This is a genomic window from Janibacter terrae, assembly GCF_039636765.1.
GTDB lineage: Bacteria > Actinomycetota > Actinomycetes > Actinomycetales > Dermatophilaceae > Janibacter > Janibacter terrae.
The window spans coordinates 2,065,269-2,091,729 of record NZ_CP144167.1; the positions used below are offsets into that span (position 1 = coordinate 2,065,269).

20 protein-coding genes, 5 tRNA genes and 1 pseudogene are annotated in these 26,461 nt (G+C 72.0%); 14 read left to right on the plus strand and 12 right to left on the minus strand.

Annotated features, from left to right (window positions below; all coding sequences use genetic code 11):
• Positions 1–25 precede the first annotated feature (25 nt).
• Positions 26–910, plus strand: a complete 885-nt coding sequence (locus tag V3C34_RS10025; RefSeq protein WP_068324573.1) for a polyphosphate kinase 2 family protein — start codon at positions 26–28, stop codon at positions 908–910.
• Here the strand turns inward: V3C34_RS10025 and V3C34_RS10030 are convergent.
• Positions 897–2,573, minus strand: coding sequence for an acyl-CoA dehydrogenase family protein (locus V3C34_RS10030; RefSeq protein WP_346006959.1), 1,677 nt, complete (start codon positions 2,571–2,573; stop codon positions 897–899). The genes V3C34_RS10025 and V3C34_RS10030 overlap by 14 nt on opposite strands.
• A 123-nt stretch (positions 2,574–2,696) precedes the next feature.
• Between V3C34_RS10030 and V3C34_RS10035 the strand changes: the two genes are divergently transcribed.
• The 6 genes from V3C34_RS10035 to V3C34_RS10060 all read left to right on the plus strand — a co-directional run bounded on the left by V3C34_RS10035 (position 2,697) and on the right by V3C34_RS10060 (position 4,349).
• A tRNA-Gly gene (locus V3C34_RS10035) sits at positions 2,697–2,772 on the plus strand.
• A gap of 1 nt (position 2,773) precedes the next feature.
• A tRNA-Val gene (locus V3C34_RS10040) sits at positions 2,774–2,848 on the plus strand.
• 134 nt (positions 2,849–2,982) lie between these two features.
• Positions 2,983–3,789 carry a UbiA family prenyltransferase gene (locus tag V3C34_RS10045; protein WP_346006960.1) on the plus strand — a complete coding sequence of 269 codons (807 nt, stop codon included), beginning with the start codon at positions 2,983–2,985 and terminating at the stop codon, positions 3,787–3,789.
• A gap of 295 nt (positions 3,790–4,084) precedes the next feature.
• Positions 4,085–4,157: transfer RNA gene (locus tag V3C34_RS10050), tRNA-Gly, on the plus strand.
• Between the two features lie 21 nt (positions 4,158–4,178).
• Positions 4,179–4,249, plus strand: a tRNA-Cys gene (locus V3C34_RS10055).
• A 28-nt stretch (positions 4,250–4,277) separates the two neighbouring features.
• Positions 4,278–4,349, plus strand: a tRNA-Val gene (locus tag V3C34_RS10060).
• A gap of 13 nt (positions 4,350–4,362) precedes the next feature.
• Here the strand turns inward: V3C34_RS10060 and V3C34_RS10065 are convergent.
• From V3C34_RS10065 to V3C34_RS10080, 4 genes and pseudogenes are all read right to left on the minus strand, one after another.
• Positions 4,363–5,916, minus strand: a complete 1,554-nt coding sequence (locus V3C34_RS10065) for an ABC transporter permease (protein ID WP_346006961.1) — start codon at positions 5,914–5,916, stop codon at positions 4,363–4,365.
• A gap of 26 nt (positions 5,917–5,942) precedes the next feature.
• Positions 5,943–6,635: pseudogene (locus V3C34_RS10070) on the minus strand (ABC transporter ATP-binding protein); the annotation flags it as partial.
• Positions 6,636–6,736: 101 nt separating this feature from the next.
• On the minus strand, positions 6,737–8,113 hold the full coding sequence (locus tag V3C34_RS10075) for an NAD-dependent succinate-semialdehyde dehydrogenase (RefSeq protein ID WP_068324564.1): 1,377 nt from the start codon (positions 8,111–8,113) through the stop codon (positions 6,737–6,739).
• Between the two features lie 39 nt (positions 8,114–8,152).
• Positions 8,153–10,402, minus strand: a complete 2,250-nt coding sequence (locus V3C34_RS10080) for an MMPL family transporter (RefSeq protein ID WP_068324561.1) — start codon at positions 10,400–10,402, stop codon at positions 8,153–8,155.
• A 70-nt stretch (positions 10,403–10,472) separates the two neighbouring features.
• Between V3C34_RS10080 and V3C34_RS10085 the strand changes: the two genes are divergently transcribed.
• The 4 genes from V3C34_RS10085 (at position 10,473) to V3C34_RS10100 (ending at position 17,617) form a co-directional block, all read left to right on the plus strand.
• The gene (locus V3C34_RS10085) at positions 10,473–11,771 is read left to right on the plus strand and encodes an ATP-grasp domain-containing protein (RefSeq protein WP_068324558.1); all 1,299 of its coding nucleotides are present in this window, start codon (positions 10,473–10,475) and stop codon (positions 11,769–11,771) included.
• Positions 11,772–11,773: 2 nt separating this feature from the next.
• Positions 11,774–13,819 (plus strand): CocE/NonD family hydrolase, encoded by a 2,046-nt coding sequence (locus tag V3C34_RS10090; RefSeq protein WP_346006964.1) that lies wholly within the window; start codon positions 11,774–11,776, stop codon positions 13,817–13,819.
• Positions 13,820–13,835: 16 nt separating this feature from the next.
• Positions 13,836–15,302, plus strand: a complete 1,467-nt coding sequence (locus V3C34_RS10095) for an FAD-dependent oxidoreductase (protein WP_345912847.1) — start codon at positions 13,836–13,838, stop codon at positions 15,300–15,302.
• A 92-nt stretch (positions 15,303–15,394) separates the two neighbouring features.
• A complete protein-coding gene (locus V3C34_RS10100) occupies positions 15,395–17,617 on the plus strand; it encodes a catalase (protein ID WP_346006966.1) in 2,223 nt (740 codons plus the stop codon).
• 7 nt (positions 17,618–17,624) lie between these two features.
• Here V3C34_RS10100 and V3C34_RS10105 read toward each other — a convergent pair whose 3' ends face one another.
• A complete protein-coding gene (locus V3C34_RS10105; protein ID WP_346006968.1) occupies positions 17,625–18,722 on the minus strand; it encodes an FUSC family protein in 1,098 nt (365 codons plus the stop codon).
• Between the two features lie 189 nt (positions 18,723–18,911).
• Between V3C34_RS10105 and V3C34_RS10110 the strand changes: the two genes are divergently transcribed.
• Positions 18,912–19,130: a hypothetical protein gene (locus V3C34_RS10110; RefSeq protein ID WP_346006970.1), complete on the plus strand. Its 219-nt coding sequence runs from the start codon at positions 18,912–18,914 to the stop codon at positions 19,128–19,130.
• A 7-nt stretch (positions 19,131–19,137) separates the two neighbouring features.
• On the opposite strand, the gene V3C34_RS10115 is transcribed toward V3C34_RS10110, so the two are convergent.
• On the minus strand, positions 19,138–19,806 hold the full coding sequence (locus V3C34_RS10115) for a GAF and ANTAR domain-containing protein (protein WP_338538191.1): 669 nt from the start codon (positions 19,804–19,806) through the stop codon (positions 19,138–19,140).
• 71 nt (positions 19,807–19,877) lie between these two features.
• Positions 19,878–20,204 (minus strand): PRC-barrel domain-containing protein, encoded by a 327-nt coding sequence (locus tag V3C34_RS10120; protein WP_345912849.1) that lies wholly within the window; start codon positions 20,202–20,204, stop codon positions 19,878–19,880.
• Between the two features lie 197 nt (positions 20,205–20,401).
• Here V3C34_RS10120 and V3C34_RS10125 point away from each other — a divergent pair, with 197 nt between their 5' ends.
• Complete coding sequence (locus V3C34_RS10125; RefSeq protein WP_346006972.1) at positions 20,402–21,193, plus strand: SigB/SigF/SigG family RNA polymerase sigma factor; 792 nt, start codon at positions 20,402–20,404, stop codon at positions 21,191–21,193.
• 147 nt (positions 21,194–21,340) lie between these two features.
• On the opposite strand, the gene V3C34_RS10130 is transcribed toward V3C34_RS10125, so the two are convergent.
• From V3C34_RS10130 to V3C34_RS10140, 3 genes are all read right to left on the minus strand, one after another.
• Positions 21,341–21,847: a hypothetical protein gene (locus V3C34_RS10130; RefSeq protein ID WP_346006974.1), complete on the minus strand. Its 507-nt coding sequence runs from the start codon at positions 21,845–21,847 to the stop codon at positions 21,341–21,343.
• Positions 21,848–22,183: 336 nt separating this feature from the next.
• Positions 22,184–22,831 carry a response regulator gene (locus V3C34_RS10135; protein WP_422388937.1) on the minus strand — a complete coding sequence of 216 codons (648 nt, stop codon included), beginning with the start codon at positions 22,829–22,831 and terminating at the stop codon, positions 22,184–22,186.
• Between the two features lie 68 nt (positions 22,832–22,899).
• Entirely contained in the window at positions 22,900–24,573 is a 1,674-nt protein-coding gene (locus V3C34_RS10140; protein ID WP_346006976.1) for a GAF domain-containing sensor histidine kinase, read from the minus strand.
• A 171-nt stretch (positions 24,574–24,744) separates the two neighbouring features.
• Between V3C34_RS10140 and V3C34_RS10145 the strand changes: the two genes are divergently transcribed.
• On the plus strand, positions 24,745–25,344 hold the full coding sequence (locus tag V3C34_RS10145; protein ID WP_346006978.1) for a hypothetical protein: 600 nt from the start codon (positions 24,745–24,747) through the stop codon (positions 25,342–25,344).
• Positions 25,345–25,411: 67 nt separating this feature from the next.
• Here the strand turns inward: V3C34_RS10145 and V3C34_RS10150 are convergent, their stop codons facing one another.
• A complete protein-coding gene (locus V3C34_RS10150) occupies positions 25,412–26,263 on the minus strand; it encodes a helix-turn-helix transcriptional regulator (protein WP_346006980.1) in 852 nt (283 codons plus the stop codon).
• Positions 26,264–26,461: the final 198 nt, after the last annotated feature.

Below are 26,461 nucleotides of genomic sequence, written 5' to 3' on the forward strand. Positions count from 1 at the left end.
CGCGCCGGGCTGACATGATGCGCAGATGGCCAAGAAGACGTCAGCCACGAAGTCCGGTTCGTCGACCGAGTCGCCGGACACCCCCTTCGGTGACGCCCTGCGCGCGGGCGAGGGCACCGACCTCGGCGCGATCGACCCCCGCAGCACCCCCGGTTTCGACGGGGACAAGGCGGCCGGCCAGGAGGCCCTGGCGGACCTCTCGGACGAGGTCTCGCACCTGCAGGAGCGGTTCTACGCGGAGGCGAAGGGAGGTGGCCAGCGCAGCGTCCTGCTCGTCGTGCAGGGGATGGACACCGCGGGCAAGGGCGGCATCATGCGCCACGTCGTCGGCGCGGTCGACCCGCAGGGCGTGCAGATCCACGTCTTCAAGCAGCCGACGGCGGAGGAGAAGAAGCACCCCTTCCTCTGGCGGATCCGCAATGCCCTGCCCGAGCCGGGCGTGATCGGCGTCTTCGACCGCAGCCACTACGAGGACGTCCTCATCGTCCGCGTCCACGACCTCGTGCCCCGCGCGCAGTGGTCGCGCCGGTACGGCCAGATCAACACCTTCGAGAAGGCCGTCGCCGACAAGGGCACGACGATCATCAAGGTCATGCTGCACATCAGCAAGGACGAGCAGAAGGCGCGCCTCACCGAACGGCTGGAGCGCCCCGACAAGCACTGGAAGTTCAACCCCGGCGACATCGACGAGCGCGGTCACTGGGCGGAGTACCAGGAGGCCTACCAGGCCGTCATCGACCGGACGTCCACGGACGTCGCCCCCTGGTACGTCGTGCCCGCGGACCGCAAGTGGTATGCCCGGCTCGCGGTGATGAACCTGCTCAAGGAGCACCTCACGGACCTCGACCCGCAGTGGCCCGAGGCCGACTTCGACGTCCTCGCCGAGCAGGCCCGGCTCAGGAAGAGCTGACGTCCGAGCGGTCGATCGCGCTCGGCCCGGCCAGCGCGACGAGGCCGGCGTCGAGGGTGCCGAAGGTGTCCCCCTTCGCCCCGCCGAGGCGCGAGGCGACGAAGGCCTCGGCCAACTCCGCGGGGGAGTGCAGCACCATCAGGCTGCCCTGCAGCGTGAGGGCGAGTCGCTCGACCAGCCGTCGGCTGCCCGCCGCGAGCTCGACCGGGTCGACCGACGCCAGCCCGGCGCAGTCGCGCTCGAGGTCGTCGAGCGCGGTGTCGAGCACCGCGATCCGTCCGCGGGCGGCCGACGACTCCTTGAGCAGTGCCATGAGCGCGGCCGGCTCCTTGCCGAGGGCGCGCAGGACGTCGAGTGCGTTGACATTGCCCGAGCCCTCCCAGATCGAGTTGAGCGGGGCCTGGCGGAACAGCCGCGCCATGCCGTGCTCCTCGACGTAGCCGTTGCCGCCCAGGCACTCGAGCGCCTCCGCGACGAAGGGTGCGGTCCGCTTGCACACCCAGTACTTGCCGACGGCGACGCCCAGCCGCGTCAGCTCGCTCTCGCCCTCGTCGAGCGCGTGCGCCAGCCGCAGGCCGAGCAGGGTCGCGGCCTCGGACTCCAGTGCCAGGTCGGTGAGGACATTGCGCATGAGCGGCTGGTCGACGAGTCGCGCACCGAAGGCCGACCGGTACCGCGTGTGGTGCACGGCCCGGGTGAGCGCCGCGCGCATCGTCGCGGCGGAGCCGAGCACGCAGTCCAGGCGCGTCGTCGAGACCATGTCGATGATCGCGCGGACCCCCCTTCCCTCCTCCCCGACGAGCGCGCCCCAGGTGCCGTCGAGCTCGATCTCGGAGGAGGCATTGGACCGGTCGCCGAGCTTGTCCTTGAGGCGTTGCAGGGCGAAGGGGTTGCGCGTCCCGTCCTCGAGGACCCGGGGGACGAGGAAGCAGCTCGGCGCCGCGCCCTCGGCGGTCTTGGCCAGGACGAGGAAGACGTCGCTCATGGGTGCCGAGCAGAACCACTTGTGACCGGTGAGCCGATAGGTCTCGCCGGTGAGCGGGCCGCCGGGACTGCGCACCGCGAGGGTCGAGTTGGCACGGACGTCCGAGCCGCCCTGCTTCTCGGTCATGCCCATGCCGGCGATGGCGCCGGCCTTGGTCTGCACCTCGCGCAGCCCGAAGTCGTACTCGCGGGAGGCGAGCCTGCCCTCCCAGCGTGCGGCCAGCTCGGGGGAGTGGCGAAGGGCGGGGACTGCCGCGTTGGTCATGGTGATGGGGCAGACGTGGCCGGCCTCGACCTGGCTCCAGGTGACGAAGCCCGCGGCCCGGCGCACGTGCGCGCCCGTCCCGACCGGCTGGGTCCACGGGACGGCCGTGAGCCCGGCGCCGGCCGCCACGGTCATCAGCTCGTGCCACGCGGGGTCGAACTCGACCTCGTCGACACGGTGGCCCCACCTGTCGTGCGTGACCAGCCGAGGGGTGTTGCGCTCGGCGAGGTCGGCCCAGCGCCCGGCCTCGTCGGAGCCGGCGCGCACCCCCAGGGCGGTGAGCTCGGCCACGGCCGGCTCGCGCTGCCCGGCCGGGACCCAGCGGTCGACCCCCTCGACGAGGACCTGGTCGGTCGCGAAGACGTCGTGCCCGCCGTAGGGCGGGACCTGGTTGGTGACCTCGTGCGTCGGCATGCGGGCACCCTACGACCCCGATGGGGCGGCCTGCCGGGCGGCTGTTCACCCCCGGTTTGGATTCTGGTGAGACTGTGGGCTAATCTCGCTCAGCGCGGTCACCGCAGTGCGGGGACAGCGAGTGCGGATGTAGCTCAGTTGGTAGAGCGCAACCTTGCCAAGGTTGAGGTCGCCGGTTCGAACCCGGTCATCCGCTCCACGGGCGATTGGCGCAGCGGTAGCGCGCTTCCTTGACACGGAAGAGGTCACTGGTTCAAACCCAGTATCGCCCACCAGCAGGAAAGGCCCCTGACCCGCGGAGACGCCGGGTCAGGGGCCTTCCTCGTGCGTGACGCGCCTGCATCGGCACGTCGCGGAGGTGCTGGCCTCGGCGCCGCCCGGGCCAACCGTGCCGGGATAGGGTCGCGGTATGCCTGACCCGCGGGTCCCGGCACTCCTCCGGGCGGCTCACCCCCTGCCGACGACGGCGGTGACGGTGCTGGCTGCGGTACTTGCCCTCGCGACCCTCTCGGGTCCGGGGAGGGCGGTCCTCGTGACGGCCGCCGTGCTCAGCGGGCAGCTGTCGATCGGTTGGGGCAATGACCTGATCGACGCCCCCCGGGATCGCGCGGTCGGTCGTGTCGACAAGCCGCTGGCGACCGGCGAGCTCCCGACGTCGACCACCCGGGCCGCCTGCGTCGCGGCGCTCGTGGGCACGGTGGTCCTCTCCCTGGCCTGCGGGATCGTTGCGGGGATGGTGCACCTCGTGTGCGTCGCGGCGGGATGGTCGTACAACCTGGGCGTCAAGGCGACAGTGGTGTCCTTCCTCCCGTACGCCATCGCCTTCGGGGGTCTGCCGCTCTTCGTCGCGCTCGTCGAGCCGGGCGCGACACTCCCGCAGTGGTCGACCGTCGTCGCGGGCGCGCTCCTCGGGGTCGGTGCCCACCTGGTCAACGTCCTGCCAGACCTGGTCGACGACGAGGCGACCGGCGTCCGCGGGCTCGCGCACCGCATCGGGCCCCGAGCGGCCACTCTGCTGGCGGTGGGCAGTCTGACCGCGGCGACCGCAGTCATCGCGGTGGGCGCGGGTGCTGTCCCCGCCGGTGTCCTGGTGCTGGTCGTGGCCGCAGTCTTCATCTTGGCTGGTGTCGCCCTGTTCGGCAGCGGCCGGGCGCCGTTCCGCGCGGCGATAGGGATCGCGGTGCTCGACGTGCTGCTGCTCGTGGTCGCCAGATGACGCCGGTGAGCGAGCCGGGCGGCGGGTGGCCCCGGTCGCACCAGCTGGAAGGAGCGGCTGCTGAGGCACCACCTGCGCGCAGCCGCCACCCCGGATCGCGTGCGAGATCTGCTGACCAAGGGCCGGCTGCTGGCCGTCGGTGTGCCGCCGGTGCGCTGGCGGTCAGGTCACCGGCGACCGGCGCCCGGTCGCGCTGGCGACCCTCATGGCGGTCGCTCGTGCTCGGTTGGGAGACTGGACGGTCGATGGGCTAATGTCTCTTCGTGCCCTCGGCGTGAGCAACGCCCGGGGCCGCGCGGATGTAGCTCAGTTGGTAGAGCGCAACCTTGCCAAGGTTGAGGTCGCCGGTTCGAACCCGGTCATCCGCTCGGAAGGTATGACACCTTCGTGGTGGAGTGGCCGAGAGGCGAGGCAACGGCCTGCAAAGCCGTCTACACGGGTTCAAATCCCGTCTCCACCTCGACCATGCAGGACACCTGCATGCACCCGGGCGATTGGCGCAGTGGTAGCGCGCTTCCTTGACACGGAAGAGGTCACTGGTTCAAACCCAGTATCGCCCACCGACCACAGTGACTACTCGACGTCCCCTGCGCGGAAGACGAACCACGCGAGGGACACGAGGAGCGCGGCGAGCGCCGTCAGGACGAGCAGCGGGGGCCACCGCCACGGCTCGATCGGGTACATCGGTACCGCGGAGTACGGCGACAGGTCCTGCAGCCAGACCGGCAGCTCCAGCAGCTCCCCGACGAGCGTCAGCGTGAGCGACAGGACGAAGAAGGCCCACCCCAGCCAGGGCCGACCGACCGCGAGGCCGAGCAGGGCCACCCCGCCGACCACGCCCACTGCGGGGATCCAGCCGAGAGCAGCCGTCATGGCAGACGGCGCGTCGCCACCGCCGGCAGCCCCGTAGCCGATCGAGAGACCGAGCGCGCAGACGATCAGCAGGAACGCGCTGCCGGCCAGGGCGACCCCCGCGATGGCACCGAACCAGCGTGCTCGCGAGACGGCCGTGGCCAGCACGAGCCCGGTGCGTCCTTCGACCCGGTCGTGGTGTGCCGCGGCGACGACGGAGATCGCGAAGGGGGTGACGAGGACGGCGGTGACCGAGAGCAGGGCGCCGATGAAGGACCCGCCGAGCCGGTCGATGAGCTGCTCGCCGCCGGAACCGGCGAGCAGGTCGTCGAAACCCGGGGCCATGGCGCCGAAGGCCAGTCCCATGGCTGCCACACCCACGGTCCACAGGAGCAGGGACGTGCGCTGCAGCCGCAGGGTCAGTCCCCACGGCCCGGCGAGCCGGCTCTGCGCGGGCCCGGGGCGCATGGTGACCAGGCCGGCGCCGAGGTCACGGTGCGAGCGCATCAGCTGCGCCACGGCGACCAGTGCGGCAGAGGTGACGAGGTAGAGGGCGACCACCCACCAGCGGGGCTCGGACCAGGCGCGTAGCTGCGTGTTCCAGCCGAGGGGCGAGAGCCAGGACAGCCAGCCGAGACCCTCGACCGCGTCACCGACCGCCCGCACCGTGTAGGCACCGGCGAGCGCGCCCGCGGCGAGTGCCGAGCAGGTGCGCGCGCTCGCCGAGACCTGGCAGGCCACAGCCGCGACACCCGTCGCCACGACCCCGGTACCGGCCCACACGACGCCGAACCACACCGAGCCGGCCCACGGCAGACCGCCAGCCGTGCCCGCGAGGGCCAGGAGGCACCCCAGCCCGATCGCCAGGGCGGCGCACTCCATCACGGCCGCTGCCAAGGGGGCATCGCGCCCGACGACGGTGCCGCCGACGAGCTCGGCGCGACCGGACTCCTCCTCGACACGCGTGTGGCGTCTCACCACCGCGACGTAGAGGCCGGCGCTGAAGAGGGCGTAGAGGACCGTGAGCTTCGACATCGCCAGCTCGCCCGCGCTGTCGGGGTCGAGGATCGGTCCGTAGAGCGCGAGCAGCCCGGGCTGGCCGTTGATCTCGGTGGCCAGACGGACGCGCTCCGCGCTCGAGCCGAACAGCGCCGTCGTCGCACTCGCCGAGGCGTAGGTCATGACCACCAGGACGGCCACCCACCCCGGGACGAGGACCCGGTCGCGTCGCACCGCCTGACGCAGCAGCAGCGGAGCACCCGTCAGGGTGCTCATCGGTAGACCTCCAGGAACAGCTCTTCGAGGCTCGCATCGGACGTGGCGTGCTGGGTCAGTCGCAGCGAGGGGAGCGTGCCGGTCTCGACCGTGCGGCCCTCACGGATGATCGTGACCCGGTCGGCCAGGCGCTCCACCTCGCTGAGCACGTGGCTGGAGAGCAGTGCCGTGCCGCCACGGGTACGGTGCTCGGCCAGGCACTCGCGGAACACCTGCTCCATGAGCGGGTCGAGGCCGCTCGTCGGCTCGTCGAGCACGAGCAGGTCGGTGTCGACGGCCAGCGCCGCCACGAGGACGACCTTCTGCCGGTTGCCGCGCGAGTAGGCCCGCCCCCGCTTGCGCAGGTCCAGGCGGAAGCGCTCCACCAGCTCGTCCTTGCGACTGGCCACCGGGTCCACGCCGCGCATGCGCAGCAGCAGGTCGAGCGTCTCGCCACCCGAGAGGTTCGGCCACAGCGTGACGTCACCCGGGACGTAGGCCAGCCGGCGGTGCAGCTGCGGGGCCTCGGCCCAGGGATCCCTGCCGAACAGCCGCGCGCTCCCTGCGGTGGGGCGCATGAGACCGAGCACGATCCGCAGGGCGGTCGACTTGCCAGCGCCGTTGGGGCCCAGGAACCCGTGGACCTCCCCGGGACGGACGGAGAGGTCCAGGCCGTCCAGCGCCCGGACGTGGCCGAAGGTCTTGACCAGGGCGCTGACGTCGATCACGGGGTCACCCATCGCACGCCCTCCCTCGTCACCCGTTGCCGGCGATGACGTGCAGTCTTCGCCCGCTGGCGCGGCGGCTGTAGGGCCCTTGGTCCCTCGTCACCGCCCGGGGCCTACCTCGCGGCCACGCGCACCAGCTTGCGGTTGACGAACTCGTTCATGCCGTCCGAGGCGAGCTCTCGGCCGTAGCCGGAGCGCTTGACCCCGCCGAAGGGCAGCCCCGGCATGGTCGTGCCGTGCTCGTTGACGTAGGCCATGCCGACGTCGAGCCGGGCGGCGACCTCCGCGGCCCTGTCCGGGTCGTCGCTCCACACCGACCCGGACAGGCCGAAGGCGGAGGCGTTGGCCTGCTCGAGGGCGGCGTCGACGTCGGTCATCCGGTAGACCATCGCGACCGGGCCGAAGAGCTCCTCGTCCCACGCGCGCATGTCGGGAGTGATGCCGGTGAGGACCGTCGGGGCGTAGAAGGCACCCTCGCGGTCGAGGGGCCGGCCGCCGGTGTGGAGCGTCGCCCCCTTGGAGACGGCGTCCTGGACCTGCTCGTCGAGGTCGTCCCGGGCCTGGCTGGAGGACATCGGGCCCATCCGCGTGGCCGGGTCCAGCGGGTCGCCCACGGGTGTCTGCTCGACGTGGCGGGTCAGCGCCTCGACGAACTCGTCGTGGATCTCGTCCGCGACGAACATCCGCTTCGGCGAGTTGCACGCCTGACCGGCGTTGGACAGCCGGGCCCGCGCGGCCGTCTTCGCCATGGCGTCGACGTCGGCGGCGTCGAGCACGATCATCGCGTCGGAGCCGCCGAGCTCCAGGACCGACTTGGTGAGGTGCTTGCCCGCGGCCTCGGCCACGGAGGCACCGGCGGCCTCGCTCCCGGTGAGCGAGACCCCCTGCACACGCGGGTCGGCGATGACGTCCGGGATGAGCCGGCTCGAGGCGAAGAGGTTGACGTAGCCGCCCTCGGGCAGCCCGGCCTGGCGGAGGACCTCCTCCATGAGGGTCGCCGACGCGGCGCAGATCCCGGCGTGCTTGAGCAGGATCGTGTTGCCGAGCACGAGGTTGGGCGCCGCGAACCGCGCCACCTGGTAGTAGGGGTAGTTCCACGGCATCACGCCGAGGAGCACGCCGACCGGCTCCTTGCGGACGATGCTGCGCAGGGCGCCCTGGGCGTCGAGCTCCTCGTCGCGCAGCAGCTCGGGTCCGTGGTCGGCGTACCAGCGGTAGATGGACCCGGCGAGGGCGACCTCTCCCTTCGCCTCCTTGAGCGGCTTGCCCATCTCGGTGGCGATCGTGCGGGCCAGCTCGTCGGCGCGCTCGTCGTACAGGTCGGCGGTGCGGCGCAGGACCTCGGCGCGCTCCTCGGGCGACCGCTCGCGCCACCCCTCGTAGGCGGCGTGCGCGAGGTCGACGGCGGCGATCGCCCCGTCCCGGTCCACCTCGTCGAAGGTGCGCTCGACCTCACCGGTGGCAGGGTTCTCCGTGCGGTAGCTCGACATGGGTGCCTCTCGTGCTGGGTGTGTCCGGACCGGGTGGGCCTACCCGGTCCGTCCTCGCTCATGCGCGAGGGACTGCTCGGTGATGCCGAAGCGCGCGTGCAGGCCCTTCATCCAGCGGGGCGCCCACCAGTTCCACTCGCCGAGGACGGACATGGTCGCGGGCACGAGGAGCATGCGCACGAGCGTGGCGTCGATGAGGATCGCGAGGACGAGCGCGACCCCGGTCTCCTTCACGGCGAGGACCCGCGCGAGCACGAAGCCCGAGAAGACGATCACCATCAGCAGCGCCGCGCTCGTGATGATCCTGCCCGAGCGCTGCAGGCCCAGGCGCACGGCGTCGTCGGTGGGGTGCCCGCGCTCGTGCAGCTCGACGATGCGCGAGAGCAGGAAGACCTCGTAGTCCATCGACAGGCCGAAGCCGAAGGCCAGCACGAGGACCGGGATCGAGACCTCCACCGCGCCGACGGAGTCGAAGCCGAGCAGCCCCTCGAGGTGGCCGTCCTGGAAGACCCAGACGAGGACGCCGAGCGAGGCGCCGAGCGAGACGATGTTCATCAGCAGCGCCTTGACCGGCACGACGACCGACCCGGTCATGAGGAAGAGCAGGACGAAGGTCGCGAGCACGACCGTGCCCACGGCGAGCGGGGCGTTGTCGACGATGGAGGCGGTGAAGTCCCCGAGATCGGCGGCCTGCCCCCCGACGAGGGCGTCGAAGGGGGGACGCTCGTCCCGCAGCTGCGCCACGACGTCGCGGGTGCCGGGACCGAGCGGGCCGTCGTCGGTGCGCAGGTCGACGCTGCGGACCGTCTGCCCGTCCACCTCGCCGAGCGTGACCACCTCCGCGGACTCGACGTGCGGGAGGTCGGGGGCGGCCCCCTTCGCCCACGCCCCGACCTCGTCGGCGCCGGCGGTCGTCACGACGCGCACGTCCGGGGCGGCGAGCTCGGGGTAGTCCCGCCCGAGGTCCTCGAAGAACTGCCGCTGGTCGCTGTCGGTCGGCAGCAGCTCGACGCCGGAGGAGGTGACCTCCATGCGCGTGGCGGGCAGGGCCATCCCGACGAGGGCGGCGAGGACGAGGGCGACGACGAGCCACGGTGCCCGCTGCACCATCGCCGCGAGTGAGGCGAAGACGCCGGTGTCGGAGGTGCGCTCGGTGCCGCGCGCGAGCAGCCGGCGCGCCGACAGCGCGCACAGGGCGGGGATGAGCGTCACGGCGACGAGCAGGCAGACGAGGACGACCGACACCCCCGCGGCGCCCGCGGCCCGCATGAAGACGGAGGGGAAGAAGAGCAGGCCGGACAGGGCGATCGCGACGGTCACGGCGGAGAAGACGACGGTGCGACCGGCCCGGTCGACCGTGCGGGCCGTGACCTCGACGACGAGCTCCCGGGAGCCGTCCCCGAGCGGCTGCCCGTCGAGCAGCTCGCGGGCCTCCTCCCGGAACCGGGAGACCACGAGCAACCCGTAGTCGATGCACAGGCCCAGGCCGAGGACGCTCACGATGTTGACGACCGTGGCGTCGAGGTCGATGACGTGCGAGAAGCCCCACAGCGAGCCGAGCGCGCCGCCGATCGAGGCGAAGGCCCCGGCGAGGGGGATGCCCGCGGCGAGGAAGCCACCGAAGACGAGGACCATGACGACGAAGGAGACGGGCAGGGCCAGACCCTCGCCGAGCTTCATGTCGCTCGCCACCTGACCGACGATCTCGTCGATGAGCTGCTTGAGGCTGCCGCGCTGGCTGCTCGTCCCCTGCGACCCGGTGACGATCTCGTCGAGCTGGACGTCGACGTCGCGGCGCACCCGCTCCAGCTCCTCGTCCGAGAGGGAGCTGTCGTACTCGACCACGGTGAGGAAGCCGTAGCGGGAGCCGTCCTCCTCGACGACGAGCGGGGCGCCCTGCGGGCCCTCCACCCCGCCGTCGAGGACGAGCGGGTTGACGACGGACGCGACCCCGTCCATCGCGTGGATGCGTCGGACCGGCTCGGCGACCGCCCGCCGGACGAAGGGGTCGGTGGCGGGGGAGCCGGAGACCATCAGCGTGTCGGTGGCCAGCTCACCGCCGCCGGCGTCGACGACCAGGTCCCGCGCCTGCTGCGCCTCGCCCGGCGTCGTCACGTCGCCGCTGTGGAGCTGGTCGAAGAGCCCCTGGCCGGTGACCCCGCCGAGCGCGAGGGCGAAGGAGACGACGACGAGCCCCACCCAGGTGAGCACGACGGTCCGCGGCCGCCGGCCCGTGAGCGCACCCAGGCGGTGCAGGAGGGTGCGGCGCGGGGCGCGGTGTCGGCTCACCGGGACAGCCTGCCACTGCCGATCGACGCGCTGCGCGTGTCAGGCGCAGGTGAGTGGGTAGGGGCCGTGGATGACACACAACGTCTTCGTCCTGGGTCTGACCCCCATGCAGCGTGAGGAGCTCGGCACCGTCCACGAGACCGGTGGGCTGGAGTTCCACGACCTCCTCGACCACGAGTCCCTGGTCGCGACCGAGGAGATCGACTTCGACGCCCTCCTCGAGCGCGCCCGTGCCGAGCTTGACGCCTTCGACGGGAGCGTCGACGCCATCGTGAGCCACTGGGACTTCCCGACCTCCGTCCTCGGGCCGATGCTCGCCGCCGAGCGGGGCCTGCCCGCGCCCTCCCTGACGAGCCTGCTCAAGTGCGAGCACAAGTACTGGAGCCGGCTGGAACAGCGCCGGGCCGTGCCCGAGGTCGTCCCCGGCTTCGTCGCCTTCGACCCCTTCGCCGACGACGTCGCCCAGCAGATCGATCTCGACTTCCCGTACTGGGTGAAGCCGATCAAGGGGCACTCGTCCAACCTGGGCTTCGAGATCCGCGACGACGCGGACCTGCAGGCGGCTCTCGAGGAGATCCGCGCGGAGATCACCGACGTCGGCGACGCCTTCGACCAGGTGCTGGCGCGGGTCGAGCTGCCCGAGGAGCTGCAGGGACTCGGCGGGTCCGCCTGCCTCGCGGAGGAGATCATCCGGGGCACCCAGTTCGCGCCCGAGGGCAGCGTCTCCCGGGGCGAGTACTCGGTGCACGGCGTCTTCGACATGCTCAAGAGCGAGAGCGGCCTGAGCATCGAGCGCATCGACTACCCGGCTGCCACGGTGCCCGACCACGTCCAGCAGCAGGCGCGGGACATCACCGGTCGGCTGCTCGAGCACATCGGCTTCGACGACGGCTGCTTCAACTCCGAGTTCATGTGGGACGAGGAGGAGGAGCGCCTGCGCCTCATCGAGGTCAACACGCGCATCTCCCAGTCGCACAGCGAGATGTTCACCCTCGTCGACGGCCGGTCCAACCACCAGGTCGCCGTGGACGTCGCGCTCGGCCACGCGCCCAGCATGCCGAAGGGGGAGGGTGACCTCGCCGTCGCCGCGCAGTACGTCGTGGTCCACGAGGGCGACGCGATCGTGCGGGGCATCCCCGACGCGTCGGTGCTCGAGCAGCTCGCCGAGCGCTACCCCGGCACCAAGGTCGACTTCCCGGTCTCGGTCGGGGACCGGCTCTCCGAGCTGCCGCACCAGGACTCCTACCGGTACCTGCTGGCCATCGTCTACGTGGGCGCCCCCGACAGGGAGAGCCTGCGCCGACGGATCGAGGACATCGAGGAGACCCTGCAGTTCGACCTCGAGGACTGCGGCGAAGGGAGGAGCTGACGATGACGATGACGCTCACGGACACGGAGGTCCGTCACGAGGTGCAGGTGGAGGAGAACGTCTTCATCCCCCTTCGCGACGGTCACCGGGTGGCCGCGCGGATCTGGCGCCCGGCCGGCGAGGTCGGGCCGCTGCCTGCGGTCCTCGAGTACATCCCCTACCGCAAGCGTGACCTCACGCGCGGTCGGGACGCGGTGAACCACCCGTACATCGCCGCCCACGGCTACGTGTGCGCGCGGGTCGACCTGCGCGGCAGCGGGGACTCCGACGGTGTGCTCGTCGACGAGTACCGCGAGCAGGAGCTCTCGGACGCCGAGGACGTCATCGCGTGGCTCGCCGCGCAGGACTGGTGCGACGGCGCCGTCGGGATGATGGGCATCTCCTGGGGCGGCTTCAACAGCCTGCAGGTCGCCGCGCGCCGCCCCCCGGCGCTCAAGGCCATCGTCAGCGCCTCCGCGACCGAGGACCTCTACGTCGACAACATGCACTACATGGGCGGCTGCCTCCTCGGGGACAACCTCTCCGAGGCGACGGTGATGCTGGCCTTCAACAGCCTGCCGCCCGACCCGGCGATCGTCGGCGACCGCTGGCGGGAGATGTGGCTGGAGCGGCTGCAGGGGAGCGGCCTGTGGCTCGACACCTGGCTGAGCCACCAGCGCCGTGACGAGTACTGGCGGCCGGCGTCGGTCAGCGAGGACTACTCGGCCATCCAGTGCCCCGTCATGGCGGTCGGCGGCTGGGCGGACGGCTACACCAACGCGATCTTCCGCCTGCTCGAGCACGTCGAGGTGCCCTGCCACGGCCTCATCGGCCCGTGGGGCCACAAGTACCCGCACCTCGGGGTGCCCGGGCCGGCCATCGGGTTCCTCCAGGAGCTCGTGCGCTGGTGGGACCACTGGCTCAAGGGCGAGGACACCGGCATCGACGAGGACCCCGCGCTGCGGGCGTGGATGCAGGACAGCGTCCCCCCGCGCGCCGCCTACGAGGAGCGCCCCGGACGCTGGGTCGCCGAGGAGCAGTGGCCCTCGCCGCGCATCACCGAGCGGGAGTTCCGCCTGACCAGAGCCAGCCTCGCGGAGGGCGCCCAGGGCGAAGGGGGGAGCGCCCCGCTCTCGCTCCGGTCGCCGCTCAGCGTCGGCATGTTCGCCGGCAAGTGGGCCTCCTACGCGGCCGTGCCCGACCTGCCGTACGACCAGCGCGAGGAGGACGGCGGCGCGCTCGTGTGGGAGAGCGAGCCGCTGACCGGGACGACCGAGGTCTTCGGCCTGCCGAGCCTCGACGTCGCGCTGAGCGCGGACCAACCGGTCGCCCAGGTCGCCGTGCGCCTGTCCGACGTGGCCCCGACCGGGGAGGCCACGCGCATCACGTACGGGGTCCTCAACCTCACCCACCGCAGCTCGAGCAGCGACCCCGAGCCGCTCGTCCCGGGTCAGCGGTACGACGTGCGGGTGCCGCTCAACGGGGTGGCCCACTCCCTCCCCGCGGGCCACCGGCTGCGGCTGTCGGTCTCCACGTCCTACTGGCCGCTCGTGTGGCCGGCCCCGCGCCCGACGACCCTGACGATCCTGCCGGCCGACAGCGTGCTGCGGGTCCCGGTGCGTCCGCCGCGCCCCGAGGACGGGGACCTTGCCCCCTTCCACGAGCCGGTCACCGCCCCCGAGATCGAGACGACGACGCTCGCCCCGAGCGAGCACGACTGGCGGGTCACGCGGGACCTGGCCACCGACGTCTCGACGCTGGAGATCGTCAACGACCAGGGCGCCTTCCGCATCGAGGAGACCGGCACCGTCGTGCGTCGCTCGACGACGGAGTGGTACTCCTTCCGCTGGGACGACCCGACGTCGGTGCGCGGCGAGACCCGCACCGTGCGCCGTCTGGAGCGCGACGACTGGCGTACCGAGGTCGTCACGACCACCGTCCTCACGTGCACGGAGGACGAGTTCATCATCCGCGCGGATCTCGACGCCTACGAGCTCGACGACGTCCGCGGGCACCGGCGCGTGCACTCCGAGAGCTGGGACCGGGCCATCCCCCGGGACCTCGTCTGACCGAGAAGGAGTCACCATGACCTCTGTGTGGCGCGCCTCCCGCGCAAGCACTCCCTCCGACGAGCCGGTGGAGCGGTGCGACGACGTCGTCGTCGGTGCCGGCATCACCGGGCTGGTGACCGCGCTGCTGCTCGCCCGGGCCGGCCGCGAGGTCGTCGTCCTCGAGGCGCGCGACCTCGGCGCCGTGACGACCGGGCACAGCACCGCCAAGGTCTCGCTGCTCCAGGGCACCCGCTACTCGCAGCTCCTGCGACGGCAGTCCGAGGAGGTGGTCGCGGGGTACGTCGAGGGCAACCGCGAGGGCCGGGACTGGCTGCTGCGGTACTGCGACGAGCACGACGTGCCGTACCAGCTGCGCTCGGCGGTGACCTACGCGGCGGACGACGGGCGCGGTCTGGAGCAGGCGCGGGCCGAGCTCGACGCCGCGTCGCGGATGGGGCTGCCGGTGCGCTGGAGCGAGGAGCTGCCGGTGCCCTTCGAGCACGCCGGGGGAGTGGTGCTCGACGAGCAGGCGCAGCTGGACCCGATGGACCTGCTCGACGCCCTCGTCGAGGACCTGCGTGCTCACGGCGGGCGGCTGGTCACCGGTGCCCGGGTCACGGGGATGGGCCAGTCCCTGCGCCCCGTTGTCCGGCACACACGAGGTCGCACCCGCTGCGACCACGTCGTCCTCGCCACGGGTACCCCGGTGCTCGACCGCGGCGGTTACTTCGCGAAGGTGAGCGCCGAGCGCTCCTACGCCCTCGCGTACGAGCACCCCGCCCCCCCGGAGATGATGCTGATCTCGACGGGTGGGTCGACCCGGTCCGTGCGCGACGCCCCCGGGTCGCGGCTCCTCGTCGGGGGGGAGGGCCACTCCGTCGGCCGCGCCCGCTCGGAGGAGGCGCACCTGGACCGGCTGCGCGCGTGGACCGCCCTGCACTTCCCGGAGGCGGTGGAGACCCACGCGTGGTCGGCCCAGGACTACCGCTCGCACGACGGATTCCCCTTCGTCGGTCCGATGCCGCGCGGCCTCGGTCACGTGCACGTCGCGACCGGCTTCGACAAGTGGGGCATGACCAACGGCGTCGCCGCGGCGCTGGACCTCAGCGCGTCCCTCCTCGGCGGCCAGATGTCCTGGTCGAGCCCCATCCACCGCCGGATCAGTCGGCCGGCCTCCGTCGCCCGCCTCGTCGGCATCAACGCCCGGGTCGGTCTCGACCTCGTCACGCGGGCCGCAGGGGTGGCGCTGCACCCCCTTCGTCCCGGCACGCCGGCAGAGGGCGAAGGGGAGGTCGGCCGCCGGGGCGTGGTCCCCGTGGCGCGCTCCACCGTCGAGGGTCGGACCTGCGCGGTCTCCGCGCTTTGCACCCACCTCGGCGGTGTCGTGGAGTGGAACGACGCCGAGCAGTCCTGGGACTGCCCGCTGCACGGCTCGCGGTTCACCGCGGCGGGGGAGGTGCTCGAGGGGCCCGCGACGCGTCCGCTGCCCGCCCGCGACTGACGCGGGCGGGAGACCCGCACCGGGGTGACGCGCATGTCACGACGTGGCAGGGGTAGTCGGGGAGCCCCCGATCCCACCCGCAGGAGAGATCCATGAGTGCCAAGCAGCCCCACGACGACATCCCCGTCCCCGGCTCGCCGGGGGCCGGTACGCCGGCGGTCGAGGAGCCGACCGAGCCTCGCGAGCCGCTGCCCCCTTCGCCCGACCAGCGGCCGGTCGCGCCGATCTCGCCGACGGGTCGCCCCAGCGGCGCCGAGGGGGACCGCACCCAGGCCGGTGCGTACCTCACGACCGCCCAGGGCGCCCGCGTGCGGGACACCGACCACTCGCTCAAGGCCGGCGAGCGAGGTCCCACCCTGCTCCAGGACCACCACCTGCGCGAGAAGATCACCCACTTCGACCACGAGCGCATCCCGGAGCGCGTGGTTCACGCGCGCGGTGCCGCAGCGCACGGGACGTTCACCGGGTACGGGACCGCGACCGGCGTGTGCCGGGCCGGCTTCCTCGCCGAAGGGGTCCAGACGCCTGTGTTCACCCGTTTCTCGACGGTCGTCGGGTCACGCGGCTCGGCCGACGCGGTCCGTGACACCCGCGGCTTCGCCACGAAGTTCTACACCGACGAGGGCACCTTCGACCTCGTCGGCAACAACATGCCGGTCTTCTTCATCCAGGACGCGATCAAGTTCCCCGACATCGTCCACGCGGCCAAGCCGCACCCCGACCGGGAGATCCCCCAGGCCCAGAGTGCGCACGACACCTTCTGGGACTTCGTCTCGCTGCACACGGAGGCCCAGCACCACGTCATCTGGCAGATGTCCGACCGGGCCATCCCGCGGTCGTACCGGATGATGGAGGGCTTCGGCATCCACACCTTCCGCCTGGTCAACGAGGCGGGGGAGAGCAGCCTGGTGAAGTTCCACTGGAAGCCGCGGCTCGGGGTCCACTCCCTCGTGTGGGACGAGGCGCAGCTCGTCAACGGCGCCGACCCCGACTTCCACCGGCGCGACCTCGCGGACGCCATCGAGGCCGGTGCCTTCCCCGAGTGGGAGCTCGGCATCCAGGTCATGCCCGACACCGAGGAGCAGACCCACGAGGGCATCGACCTCCTCGACCCGACGAAGATCGTGCCGGAGGAGCTCGTCCCGGTGCAGCCGATCGGCCTGCTCCAGCTCAACGCCAACCCGACGAACTACTTCGCGGAGACCGAGCAGGTCGCCTTCCACCCCGGCCATCTCGTGCCCGGCATCGACGTCACCGACGACCCGCTGCTGCAGGGTCGGCTCTTCTCCTACCTCGACACCCAGATCAGCCGGCTCGGCGGGCCCAACTTCGGCCAGCTCCCGATCAACCGTCCGCACGCGCCCGTCAACGACATGCTGCGCGACGGCATGCACCAGAGCGCCGACCATGCTGGCGTCGCGCCCTACCGGCCCAACTCACTCGACGGCGGCTGCCCCTTCCACGCCGGGACGCGGGACGGCGCGCTCATCGAGGTGCCGCAGGCGGTCTCGGGGACGAAGTCCCGGGAGGCAGCTGCCTCCTTCGCCGACCACTTCAGCCAGCCCCGCCTCTTCTGGCTGAGCCTGACGCCGACGGAGCAGGACCACATCGTCTCCGCGTACACCTTCGAGCTGGGGCGCTGCTACGAGCAGGCGGTGCGTGAGCGACAGCTGGCGGCCCTCGCCCAGATCGACACGGACCTGGCCGCCCGCGTGGCGCAGGGGCTCGGCCTGCCCGCCCCGAAGACCCGGGAGCTGGCCGAGGTCGAGCCGAGCCCGGCCCTGTCCCAGCTCGGTGGCCAGTGGCCGGCCGATGGTCGCACCATCGGCCTCGTGGTGGACGAGGACACCGATCTCGCGGAGCTGGCCGGGGTGCGCGCCGCCATCCACGACGCGGGCCTCGTCCCCCTCGTCATCGCGCCGGTGGGCGGGGTCCTCGGCACCGGGAAGCAGGCCGTCCCCGTGCAGCGCACGCTCCTCACGGCACGGTCCGTGGAGTACGACGCCCTCGTGGTCATGGGCGCCCCGGCCTCGGCGGCGGACCCGCAGTCCGGGACGGACGCGCGGGCCTTCGACCCCTCGGGTGGGTCGGCGGGCCCGGCGAGCGACCCCAGGCTGCTGCTGCTCGTCGCCGAGGCCTTCCGCCACGGCAAGGCCATCGGCGCCGTGGGTCGAGGTGGCGACGTCCTGGCCGCCCTCGCCACAGACAGCGCCCCGGGAGTCGTCGTCGGGGAGGACCCGGCCGAGGTCTTCGCCCAGCTGCTGGCCCTGCTGGCCGAGCACCGGGTCTGGGAGCGACTCGCCCCCGCGGGGTGACCCGGGCTCAGCCCGCCCGAGTGGCCCCGGCCAGCGGGCCGTTGAGCACCTCGTCGACGATCTCGACGATGGTGCGGGTGCTGTTGATCAGTGCCCCGTAGACCGGCCACGCGACCTGCGGCAGGTCCTCGCGCGACATCTCGTCCGTGAGGGCCTGCAGGCGCGGCAGCAGGCTGGGCTGGTCCTTCGCCGGCGCGGTGATCCGCGCGCCGAGGTCGTGGAGCAACCGGAGCCAGACGTCGCGGAAGTGCGGGTCCCAGTTGTCCGGCTCGATGTGGGAGTTCTCGACGGTGCGAGCCATGGACCGGGTGTGCGTGAAACCCTCGTCGATGCGCCGCAGGAAGTTCTCGTATGCCGCCGGGTCGATCTCCCGGGACCGCTTGCGCGGGTTGCCTCGCCGTGCCTCACGGGTGTGGCGCAGCAGCCCTCGCGCCTCGCCGACCTGCTCCTCCGCCCGCAGCGTGCGTTCCAACCACGCGGCGGGATCCACGTCCTTGGCGGTCGTCAGGGCGTCGGCCATCTCGTACAAGAGCTCCCCGAGCTCCGTGCGGAGGGCGTCGACCTGGTCCCGAGCGAGACGGTCGTCGAGGGGGGCGAGCACGAGGAGGTTGACGAGGATGCCCAGGGCGACGCCCAACCCGGTGCAGACAACCCGGTCGAGCAGGACCGGAGCCTGCTCGGCCTGGCCGGCGGTGATGACGAAGAGGGCCGTCGTCGCGACCGTGCTGCCCTCGTCGCGGATGGGGCGCACGCGGCCGAGCAGCATGCCGACGAGGAGCGCCAGCCCGAGGGCGGTGGGGGTCTGCCCGACGACCTCGACCGCCGCGTACGAGAGCAGGATGCCCGCGAGCGAGGCGATCATGACCTGCCCGCCGCGGGTGAAGGACCTGAACACCGTCGCGTGGACGGTGAGGAGCGCCGTCCACGGAGCCATGAAGGACTCCTGCAGGCCCAGGACGTGGGCGGCGACCAACCAGGCGAGCACCGCGGCCAGGACCGCCTTGAGGACCTGGGACAGGTCGGAGCGGGTCCGCAGGGAGGTCAGCGTCGGCACGAGGACCGGTCGCGCGCGGACGCGACGGCGTGCGGCACGGTCCTGGTCCACGATCACCTCTGTTCTCTTCACCGATGGGCAGCCACTCCTGTACCCCGTTGCTCGACATGCATGCGGGGTGGACCGCTTTGCCCCGCCGGGTCGTGATCGACGCGATGATCTCCGAGACGCGCGACGACGGTCGCCGACAGCAAGGTCGCGGGCGTCGTCGTCACCGGCAACGAGGACGGTGCGCACCACGTGGTCGCCGAGGTGGCCGGCGCCTTGGGTGGCATCGGGTTCACCGTGCCGGGGCAGGCCTGGACCTACCGGAACATGGGGCCCGGTCCCGGGCCGACGTACCCGGAGACCGAGCACGGCCACGCGTGGTCGGAGCGCACGGGTCGGACGATGGCGAGCAACCTGGTCGCGGTCGCGCAGGCCCTGCGCGAGCACCCGGTGCCGGCGCCGCCGGCGTGACCGACGCTCAGTCGCGGATCTCCAGACCGTCGACGAGGCCTTGGGCGACGTCGTGCAGCTTGGTGTTGGTCTCGTTGGACCGGCGGCGGAGGACCTCGAAGGAGCGGTTGAGGCTCAGTCCGTAGCGCTCCATGAGGATCCCCTGCGCCGCTCCGATGATGAGGCGGTTGTTCAGGGCGCTGCGCAGACCCGAGACCTCGCGGGCCTGCAGGATCGCGACCGAGGCCAGGCGGGCGTACACGACCCCGAGGTCGACCGCCTCACCGTCGAAGCCCCTCGGCTCGCGGGAGTACATGTTGAGGCACGCGAGGTAGGGCTCCTCGATCGCGAGGCGCAGGCTCAGCGCGGAGCGTACGCCGTGCTCCACGGCGCCGTCGGACCACCGCGGCCAGCGGTCGTCGGTCGCGGTGTCCGGCACCGACGCGATCTCGTGCTCCTGCAGGACGGAGAGGCACGGCCCCTCGTCGAACTCGAACTGGAGGTCGTCGACCCGGGTGGCCGACGGGTCGGTCGTCGCCGCGATCTCGACCGTCCCGTTGCGGCGGACGAAGACACTGCCCATGTCGCAGCCGGGCACGTAGCGGACCGCTTGGTCGACGACCTGCTGCAGCGTCAGGCTCTCCTCGGGCTCCATCGACAGCTGCTCGACGATGTGAGCGAGCTCGACATCCTTCATCCGTGGCACTCCTTCTTCGGGACTCTCGAGGGGGAGTGTGCTGCACGGACGGGGCCTCGCGCCACCTGCGCCTAGTGGGTGGTCCAGTGGGCGCGCAGACGTCTTTCCTGGGACGCGGTCAGGGCCCCGCCCAGGCGCACGTGCGGCGCCGCGAGCAGCGTGTGCCGCGTGGTCGGGACGACGAGCTGCCCGCGGACCTCGATCGAGAGGTTGACCGGTATCGCACGGTGACGTCGACGCATCCCGCGCACCCGGAGCACGAGCCACTGCACGGCTCCGCTCCGGGCGTCGACGAGGACGTCGTCGACGTCGCCGAGGACCCGCCCGTCGATCGTGCGCACACGCCGACCGACATAGCGGCAGAGGACTCGCCTCGGTCCCTGTTCCGGTACGACCATGCCTGGGTTCCTTCCGTCGGTCGTCCCTTCGTCTTGAGGCTCGCCGGGGGCTACCCGCGCAGTGCCGGGGTATGCGGGGATCAACGCACGACTTCGGTCGCCTGCGTTGCGGCCGCTGCACCTCTGTGGTTCTCTGGGATGGACGACACCGGCTCGTGACCGTGGCTGGCGCCTTCTTGATCGAAAGAGGCCGCTTCATGTCCGAAACCACCTCCGACGAACGTTCGACCGCCCATCAGGACCGTGAGGCTCACGCCGCGGAGACCTTGGCCGCCGCCCGCCGCGAGGCCGATCCCGCCGAGGCCGCGCGGCTGCGGGAGCGGGTCGTGGTCGACAACCAGGGCCTGGCCATCGGGCTCGCCACCCGCTTCGCCGGCCGCGGCATCGAGATGGACGACCTGGTGCAGGTGGCCATGCTCGGCCTCGTCCTCGCCGTCCGGCGCTACGACCCCGAGCGCGGGTTCGGCTTCACCGCCTTCGCCGCACCGACGATCACGGGCGAGCTCAAGCGCCACTTCCGGGACCACGGCTGGGCCGTGCGCCCGCCGCGGGGCGTGCAGGAGCTGCACCATCGGGTGCGCGAGACGACGACGCAGCTCCAGCAGGACCTCCAGCGCGAACCGACGATCGAGGAGATCGCGGCCGCGGGCGGCGTCTCCGCGCACGAGGTCCGCTCTGCCCGCGCGGCAGGGGAGCGCTACCGGTCGACGTCGCTCGACCAGCCGGTGCACGACGACGCCGGAGCCTCATTGGGTGATGCCTTGGCGGACGACGGGGAGGACGTCTTCGAACGGTCGGCGACGCTCATCTCCCTTCGCTCGGCGATGGAGGAGGAGCTCGACGAGCGGGAGCGCAAGATCGTCAGCCTGCGCTTCGGGGCAGACCTGACCCAGCGTCAGATCGGCGAACGGTTCGGCATCAGCCAGATGCAGGTCTCGCGGATCCTCTCGGGCGTCTGCCGACGGTTGCGAACGCACCTCGAGGTCTGAGGGTGGGCGATGGCCGCCCAGGAGGCAGGACGGGGCCGTAGGGGCCTCACGATCCTGTCGCCCGAGGAGTGCCTGGAAAGGTCGTCATCCTGCCGGTCAACGGCCCCGGCACCTCTCGACGGCCTGCGGGATCCTTGCCCTTGATCCTCAGCTCGCGGCACGGTCAACAGGAGAGGGCGTGGTCGGTGCCGGTGCTCGCAGCGCGGCCGAGACCATGTGCTGACCGCTGGCGATGGTCTCCTCGAGCGTCGTCGCAGCCGCGTCGAGGTGACCGGACTCCAGGGACCACTTGGCGGCGGCCATGCCTTGGATCAGGGAGTCGGTGACCTCCGCCGCCTGCCGGTGGCGCAGCTGCGAGATCTCCAGCGCCTGTCGCTCCTCCTCGGCGTGGACGAGCCGGTCGGCGGCGTCCCCGATGAGCACCCCGAGGAAGAGCATCGTCCCCACCCGGGACACCCACCCGACCAGCGACGGGTCCACGCCGACGATCCACGTCCACGCGACGACGAGTCCTGCTGCGACGAGGCCGGCGAGCGAGCCGACCCGCGCCCCGAAGGTGAGGGCGAGCATGCTGATCGGGAAGATCAGGAGCATCAGCACCGCGTCACTGGCGTCGCCCAACCACAGGCTGGTCGCGAACACCGCGGAGTACATCGCCGCACTGGTACCGGCCACGGTCGCGGGCCTCGCTCGGAACCACGGGTTCGGTCGGTCCGTCCCTGCGGCTGGAGCCTGTCGCGTGCCCATCCGTTCAGTCTTCCGCGCCGCGGTCCCCACGGGATGGGTCGATGGTCCCGTGACGGCGGTGCGGAGAGCTCCGCACAGGTGTGAGGGGCTGTCTGGCGTCAGACAGCCCCTCGGTCTCCCCGTCTCCCCGCGGGAGAAGCGCCGGTACCGGTGCTGCCTCGTCCCCTGACTGGGCGACACCGGTGCCGGCCTGCTGCAACCATGGCCCCCCTCGGCGACCGTCGACAGGGCCGAAGGTCCCGATCAGCGGGGACCGCCCGAGGCACGGTTCTCCACCGCGTAGATGGCCGCCTGGGTGCGACGCTGGAACCCGAGCTTGGACAGGATCGAGGTGACGTAGTTCTTGACGGTCTTCTCCGCCAGGAACATGACCTCGCCGATCTGGCGGTTGGTGAGGCCCTCGGCGACGTGCTCGAGGATCAGCTGCTCCTGGGGGGTCAAGCGGCTGAGCAGCGCGTCAGGAGGGGTCGGTGGCGACCACTTCCTGCGCAGCTCATCGGCGCGCTCGTCGTCCAGCAGGTTCTCGCCCGCGGCGACCCGACGGATCGCATCGATCAACCCGTTGCCCTTGATGTCCTTCAGCAGGTACCCCGAGGCCCCGGCGAGCACGGCGGCCGCCAGCGCCTGGCCGTCGTCGTACGACGTGAGGATGAGGCCCTTGATGCCCGGGTCCACCGACCGCACCTCCCGGCAGGCGTCGATGCCCGAGCCGTCCGGCAGGCGGGCGTCGAAGATCGCGACGTCGGGCCGCAGGGCGGGGATGCGACGGGTGGCCTCCGACGCGGACGCGGACTCGCCGATGACGCTGATGTCGGACGTCGTCTCGAGCAGCTCGCGCAGCCCGCGTCGCACGACCTCGTGGTCGTCCAGGAGAAACACCGTCGTGGCCACCATCGACTCCTTCGCTCTCTCGAGAAGTATCGCCCCGTCGGACCCCCGACCGCCCGGGCCCAAGGTCCTCAGTCGTCGCGGTCCGCCGGGACCGTCCACGACAAGGCGGTGCCGGTCGGGACCCGCGGGCCCAGCTCGAAGCTGCCGCCCCGGGCTGCGGCCCGCGTCCCGAGGTTGACCAGGCCGCTGCGCGCGCTGGCGGGGTCCATGCCGATGCCGTCGTCGGTCACCACGACCCGGACCTCGTCCTCGCACTGCACGTGCACCCGGACCTCCTGGGCACGGGCGTGCTTGGCGACGTTGGCGAGCGCCTCACGGATTACGGCGACGAGATCGGCCGACAGCCCGTCGGTCAGGCCTGTCAGCCTCCCTTCGATGACCAGGGCGGGCTCGAAGCCGAGGCTCTGCGCCGCATCGTCGATCAGCTCGCCGATCGCGTCACGGATCGTCCCGACCGGCAGACGGTGGAGCGCGTAGATCGTGTGCCGGATGTCCTTGATGGCGCCGTCGAGGTCGTCGACCGCGTCGTCGAGCCGCTCGCGCACGGTGGGGTGCACCGCCAGGCGCGCCGCGGACTGGAGCGAGAGCCCGGTGGCGAAGAGTCGCTGGATGACGTGGTCGTGCATGTCCCGGGCGATCCGGTCGCGGTCCTCGAGGAGCGCGACCAAGGCCTGGTCGCGCTGCGAGCGGGCGGCGAGCAGGGCCACGCCGGCGTGCTGCCCGAAATCGGCGAAGGGCTGGATGACGTCGGCCTCGGAGGGGTCGTCGTCCCGCGTCCACACGACCACCAGGAAGCCGAGTCGGTCATGCTGCGGGCCCAACGGCAGGGCGGCGAAGCTGCCCGCCTCGGCACCCATCAGCTCGGCCACGCGCCGGGCCGCAGCGTCCGCCCCCGGCCCCGCACGTCTGCTCCGGTGCACCGGGCCACTGATCCCGTCCCACCCGTCGGCGTCCACTCTGCTGCCCACCGCGAGAGGTGTCTCGTCAGAGGGGGCGGGTGCACGCCGGTTCGTCGCCCGCACCACCAGGAAGTGCTCCTCCTCGTACAGCAGCACGAACGACACGTCAGCGCCGGTGCGTTCGCGGGCGAGGACGGCCATCTGCTCCAGTGCGGTCTGCTCCCCGGGGCCGGCGAGGAAGGCCTGGGTCAACGCGGCCTGGGCCTCGGACCACGCCCGCAGGTTCTTGCTCGAGGCGTACAACCGAGCATTGTCGATGGCCACGCCCGCGGCTGCCGCGAGCGCCGTGAGCAGGGCCTCGTCGTCCTGCGAGAACTCCGCGGCCCCCTCCTTCTCCGTCAGGTACAGGTTGCCGAAGACCTCGTCGCGGATGCGCACCGGCGCACCGAGGAAGCTGTGCATCGGTGGATGATGTGGTGGGAAGCCGTGGGACCTGGGGTGCTCCGACAGGTCCCTCAGCCGCTGCGGTCGCGGTTCCCGGATGAGCAGACCGAGGATGCCGTGCCCGTGCGGCAGAGCACCGATGTCGGACCGTTGCTCGGTGGTGATGCCATGGGTGACGAACTCGGCGAGGGAGTCGCCGTCCTGCCCGAGCACGCCGAGGGCTCCGTAACGAGCACCCACCAGCGCGCACGCCGAGCGGACGATGTGGGCGAGCACCTCGGACAGCTCGAGGTCGGAGCTGATGACGGCGACGGTCTCCAGCAGGTCGACCGCGCCCTTGGAGGTGCTGCCCGCGCCGCTCGTCCCGGTCGCGTGCTCGTCGTCCCCGGAGCCGCTCATTGGCCGATCCTAGGGCGTGGACCCGCTCCGACGGGGCAGGGAGTGACCCCCGGGACCTTGGTCCCGACCTGTCGAAGGGGGACATTGGTCCCTGCCCCAGAGGGCGCTCCCCGAGCAGGATCAGAAGTGTCCGACAGACGGGCGTACTGCCAGCGAGAGGGAGATCAGGTCATGAGCACCCATGCCAAGCACTTCTGGAGCGCTGCGCCCGCGCAGCCCCGGGTCGGGACGACGTCCGCGACGCTCACCGCGGAGCGCGCCGTGCCCTACGTGATGGCCACGCTGCGCCTCAGCCTCGGCTGGGTGTTCCTGTGGGCCTTCCTCGACAAGCTGTTCGCGCTGGGCTTCGCCACCGGCCGCAACCCCGAGACAGGCGTGGTCGACCGGTTCGGTCCCGACGCGTGGATCAACGGCGGCTCGCCCACCCTCGGCTTCCTGAAGTTCGGTACCGACGGCCCGCTGGCCGGCTTCTACCAGAGCTTCGCCGGGGCCGCATGGGCCGACTGGCTCTTCATGATCGGCCTGGCAGCGATCGGTCTGTCGCTGATGCTGGGTGTGGGGATGCGCATCGCCGCCGCAGCGGGCGCGCTCATGCTCGTGCTGATGTGGAGCGCGGCACTGCCTCCGGCGAACAACCCCTTCATGGACGACCACCTGGTCTACGCGCTGGCGCTCGTCGCGCTGGCCCTCATGGGGGCAGGCAGGACGTGGGGGCTGGGCAGGATGTGGGAGCGCCTCCCCCTCGTGCAGCGTCACAGCATGCTGAAGTAGTCGACCACCGCAGCACGGGGCCGGGGAGCCATGGTCTCCCCGGCCCCGTGCCGCACCTGCGCGGCCGTCACCACCGCCAGGTGAACCCGAAGGCCCCCGGGCCGGCGTCCTCGAGCACGAGCGACGCCCGGTGGTGCTCGTCCAGGGCGACCCCGCCGAGGAACCGGAAGTCCTGGCCCGGGGCGCGCTCCACGCGGATCACCTGCGCGGGCGGCACCTCGAACTCGACCGACACGACGAGGGACCGCGCGGTGTGCAGCGGTCCCCAGACGAAGCCGTCGGCGTCGCCCTCACCCGCGGGGCCCTCGTCGCTGATGTCGTACGCGTAGGCGTGGGTCGCCCCCTTCGCCAGCCGCGTGGTGAGCCCGACCTCGAAGACCGCGACATTGCTCTCGGGGAAGATCCGGCGGCTGATGAGGTCGCAGCCCAGCAGCGGCGTGAACCGCAGGTCTGCGGCGTCGGTGGTCGCGTCACCGTTCTGCACGTTGAAGACGCGCTCCAGACCGTCCGCGACGGCGGCGATGCCGCAGTGGCAGGCGGTGTGGACGAGGCGGCGACCAGCGGAGACCCGGGTCCGCCACATCTGGCTGATGACCCGGTACGACCCCAGGGCCGGCCTCGTGAGCGCATCGATCTGCTCGAGCTCGGGCTCGGAGGGGTCGACGAGCAGCTGGTCGAAGCCGGTCGGCTGGGGCGTGGCCCAGGCGTGCAGGAACTCCGCCTGCTCCTGCGGTCCGAGGTGCAGCGCGACTGCGAGCTGCTGCAGGGTCGCGATCTGGGGCCGGTGGATCTCGCCGCGCTCGAGGCCGCGGATCGTGCGTGTGCTCACGCCGGAGTCGTGTCCCAGGTCGTCCTGGGTGCGGCCCCGCTGACGTCGCAGCGCGCGCAGCATCGGGCCGCCGGCCGGTGCACGCGTCATGGGTCCCACCTTGCCAAAGACACCGGGTTCCCGCTCGGTGTCAACCGACCCCGGGTGGTCCCGGGCGCGGAGAAGGGGCCGCCCCCGGGTGCGAGGGACGGCCCCAGATCCCCCCGGAGCGTTGCAACATCAACGAAGTTAGACGGGCAGCTCGCCACACACCAGCATCTGCGTCGAAGTTGCCGCTGGCTTGCCGTT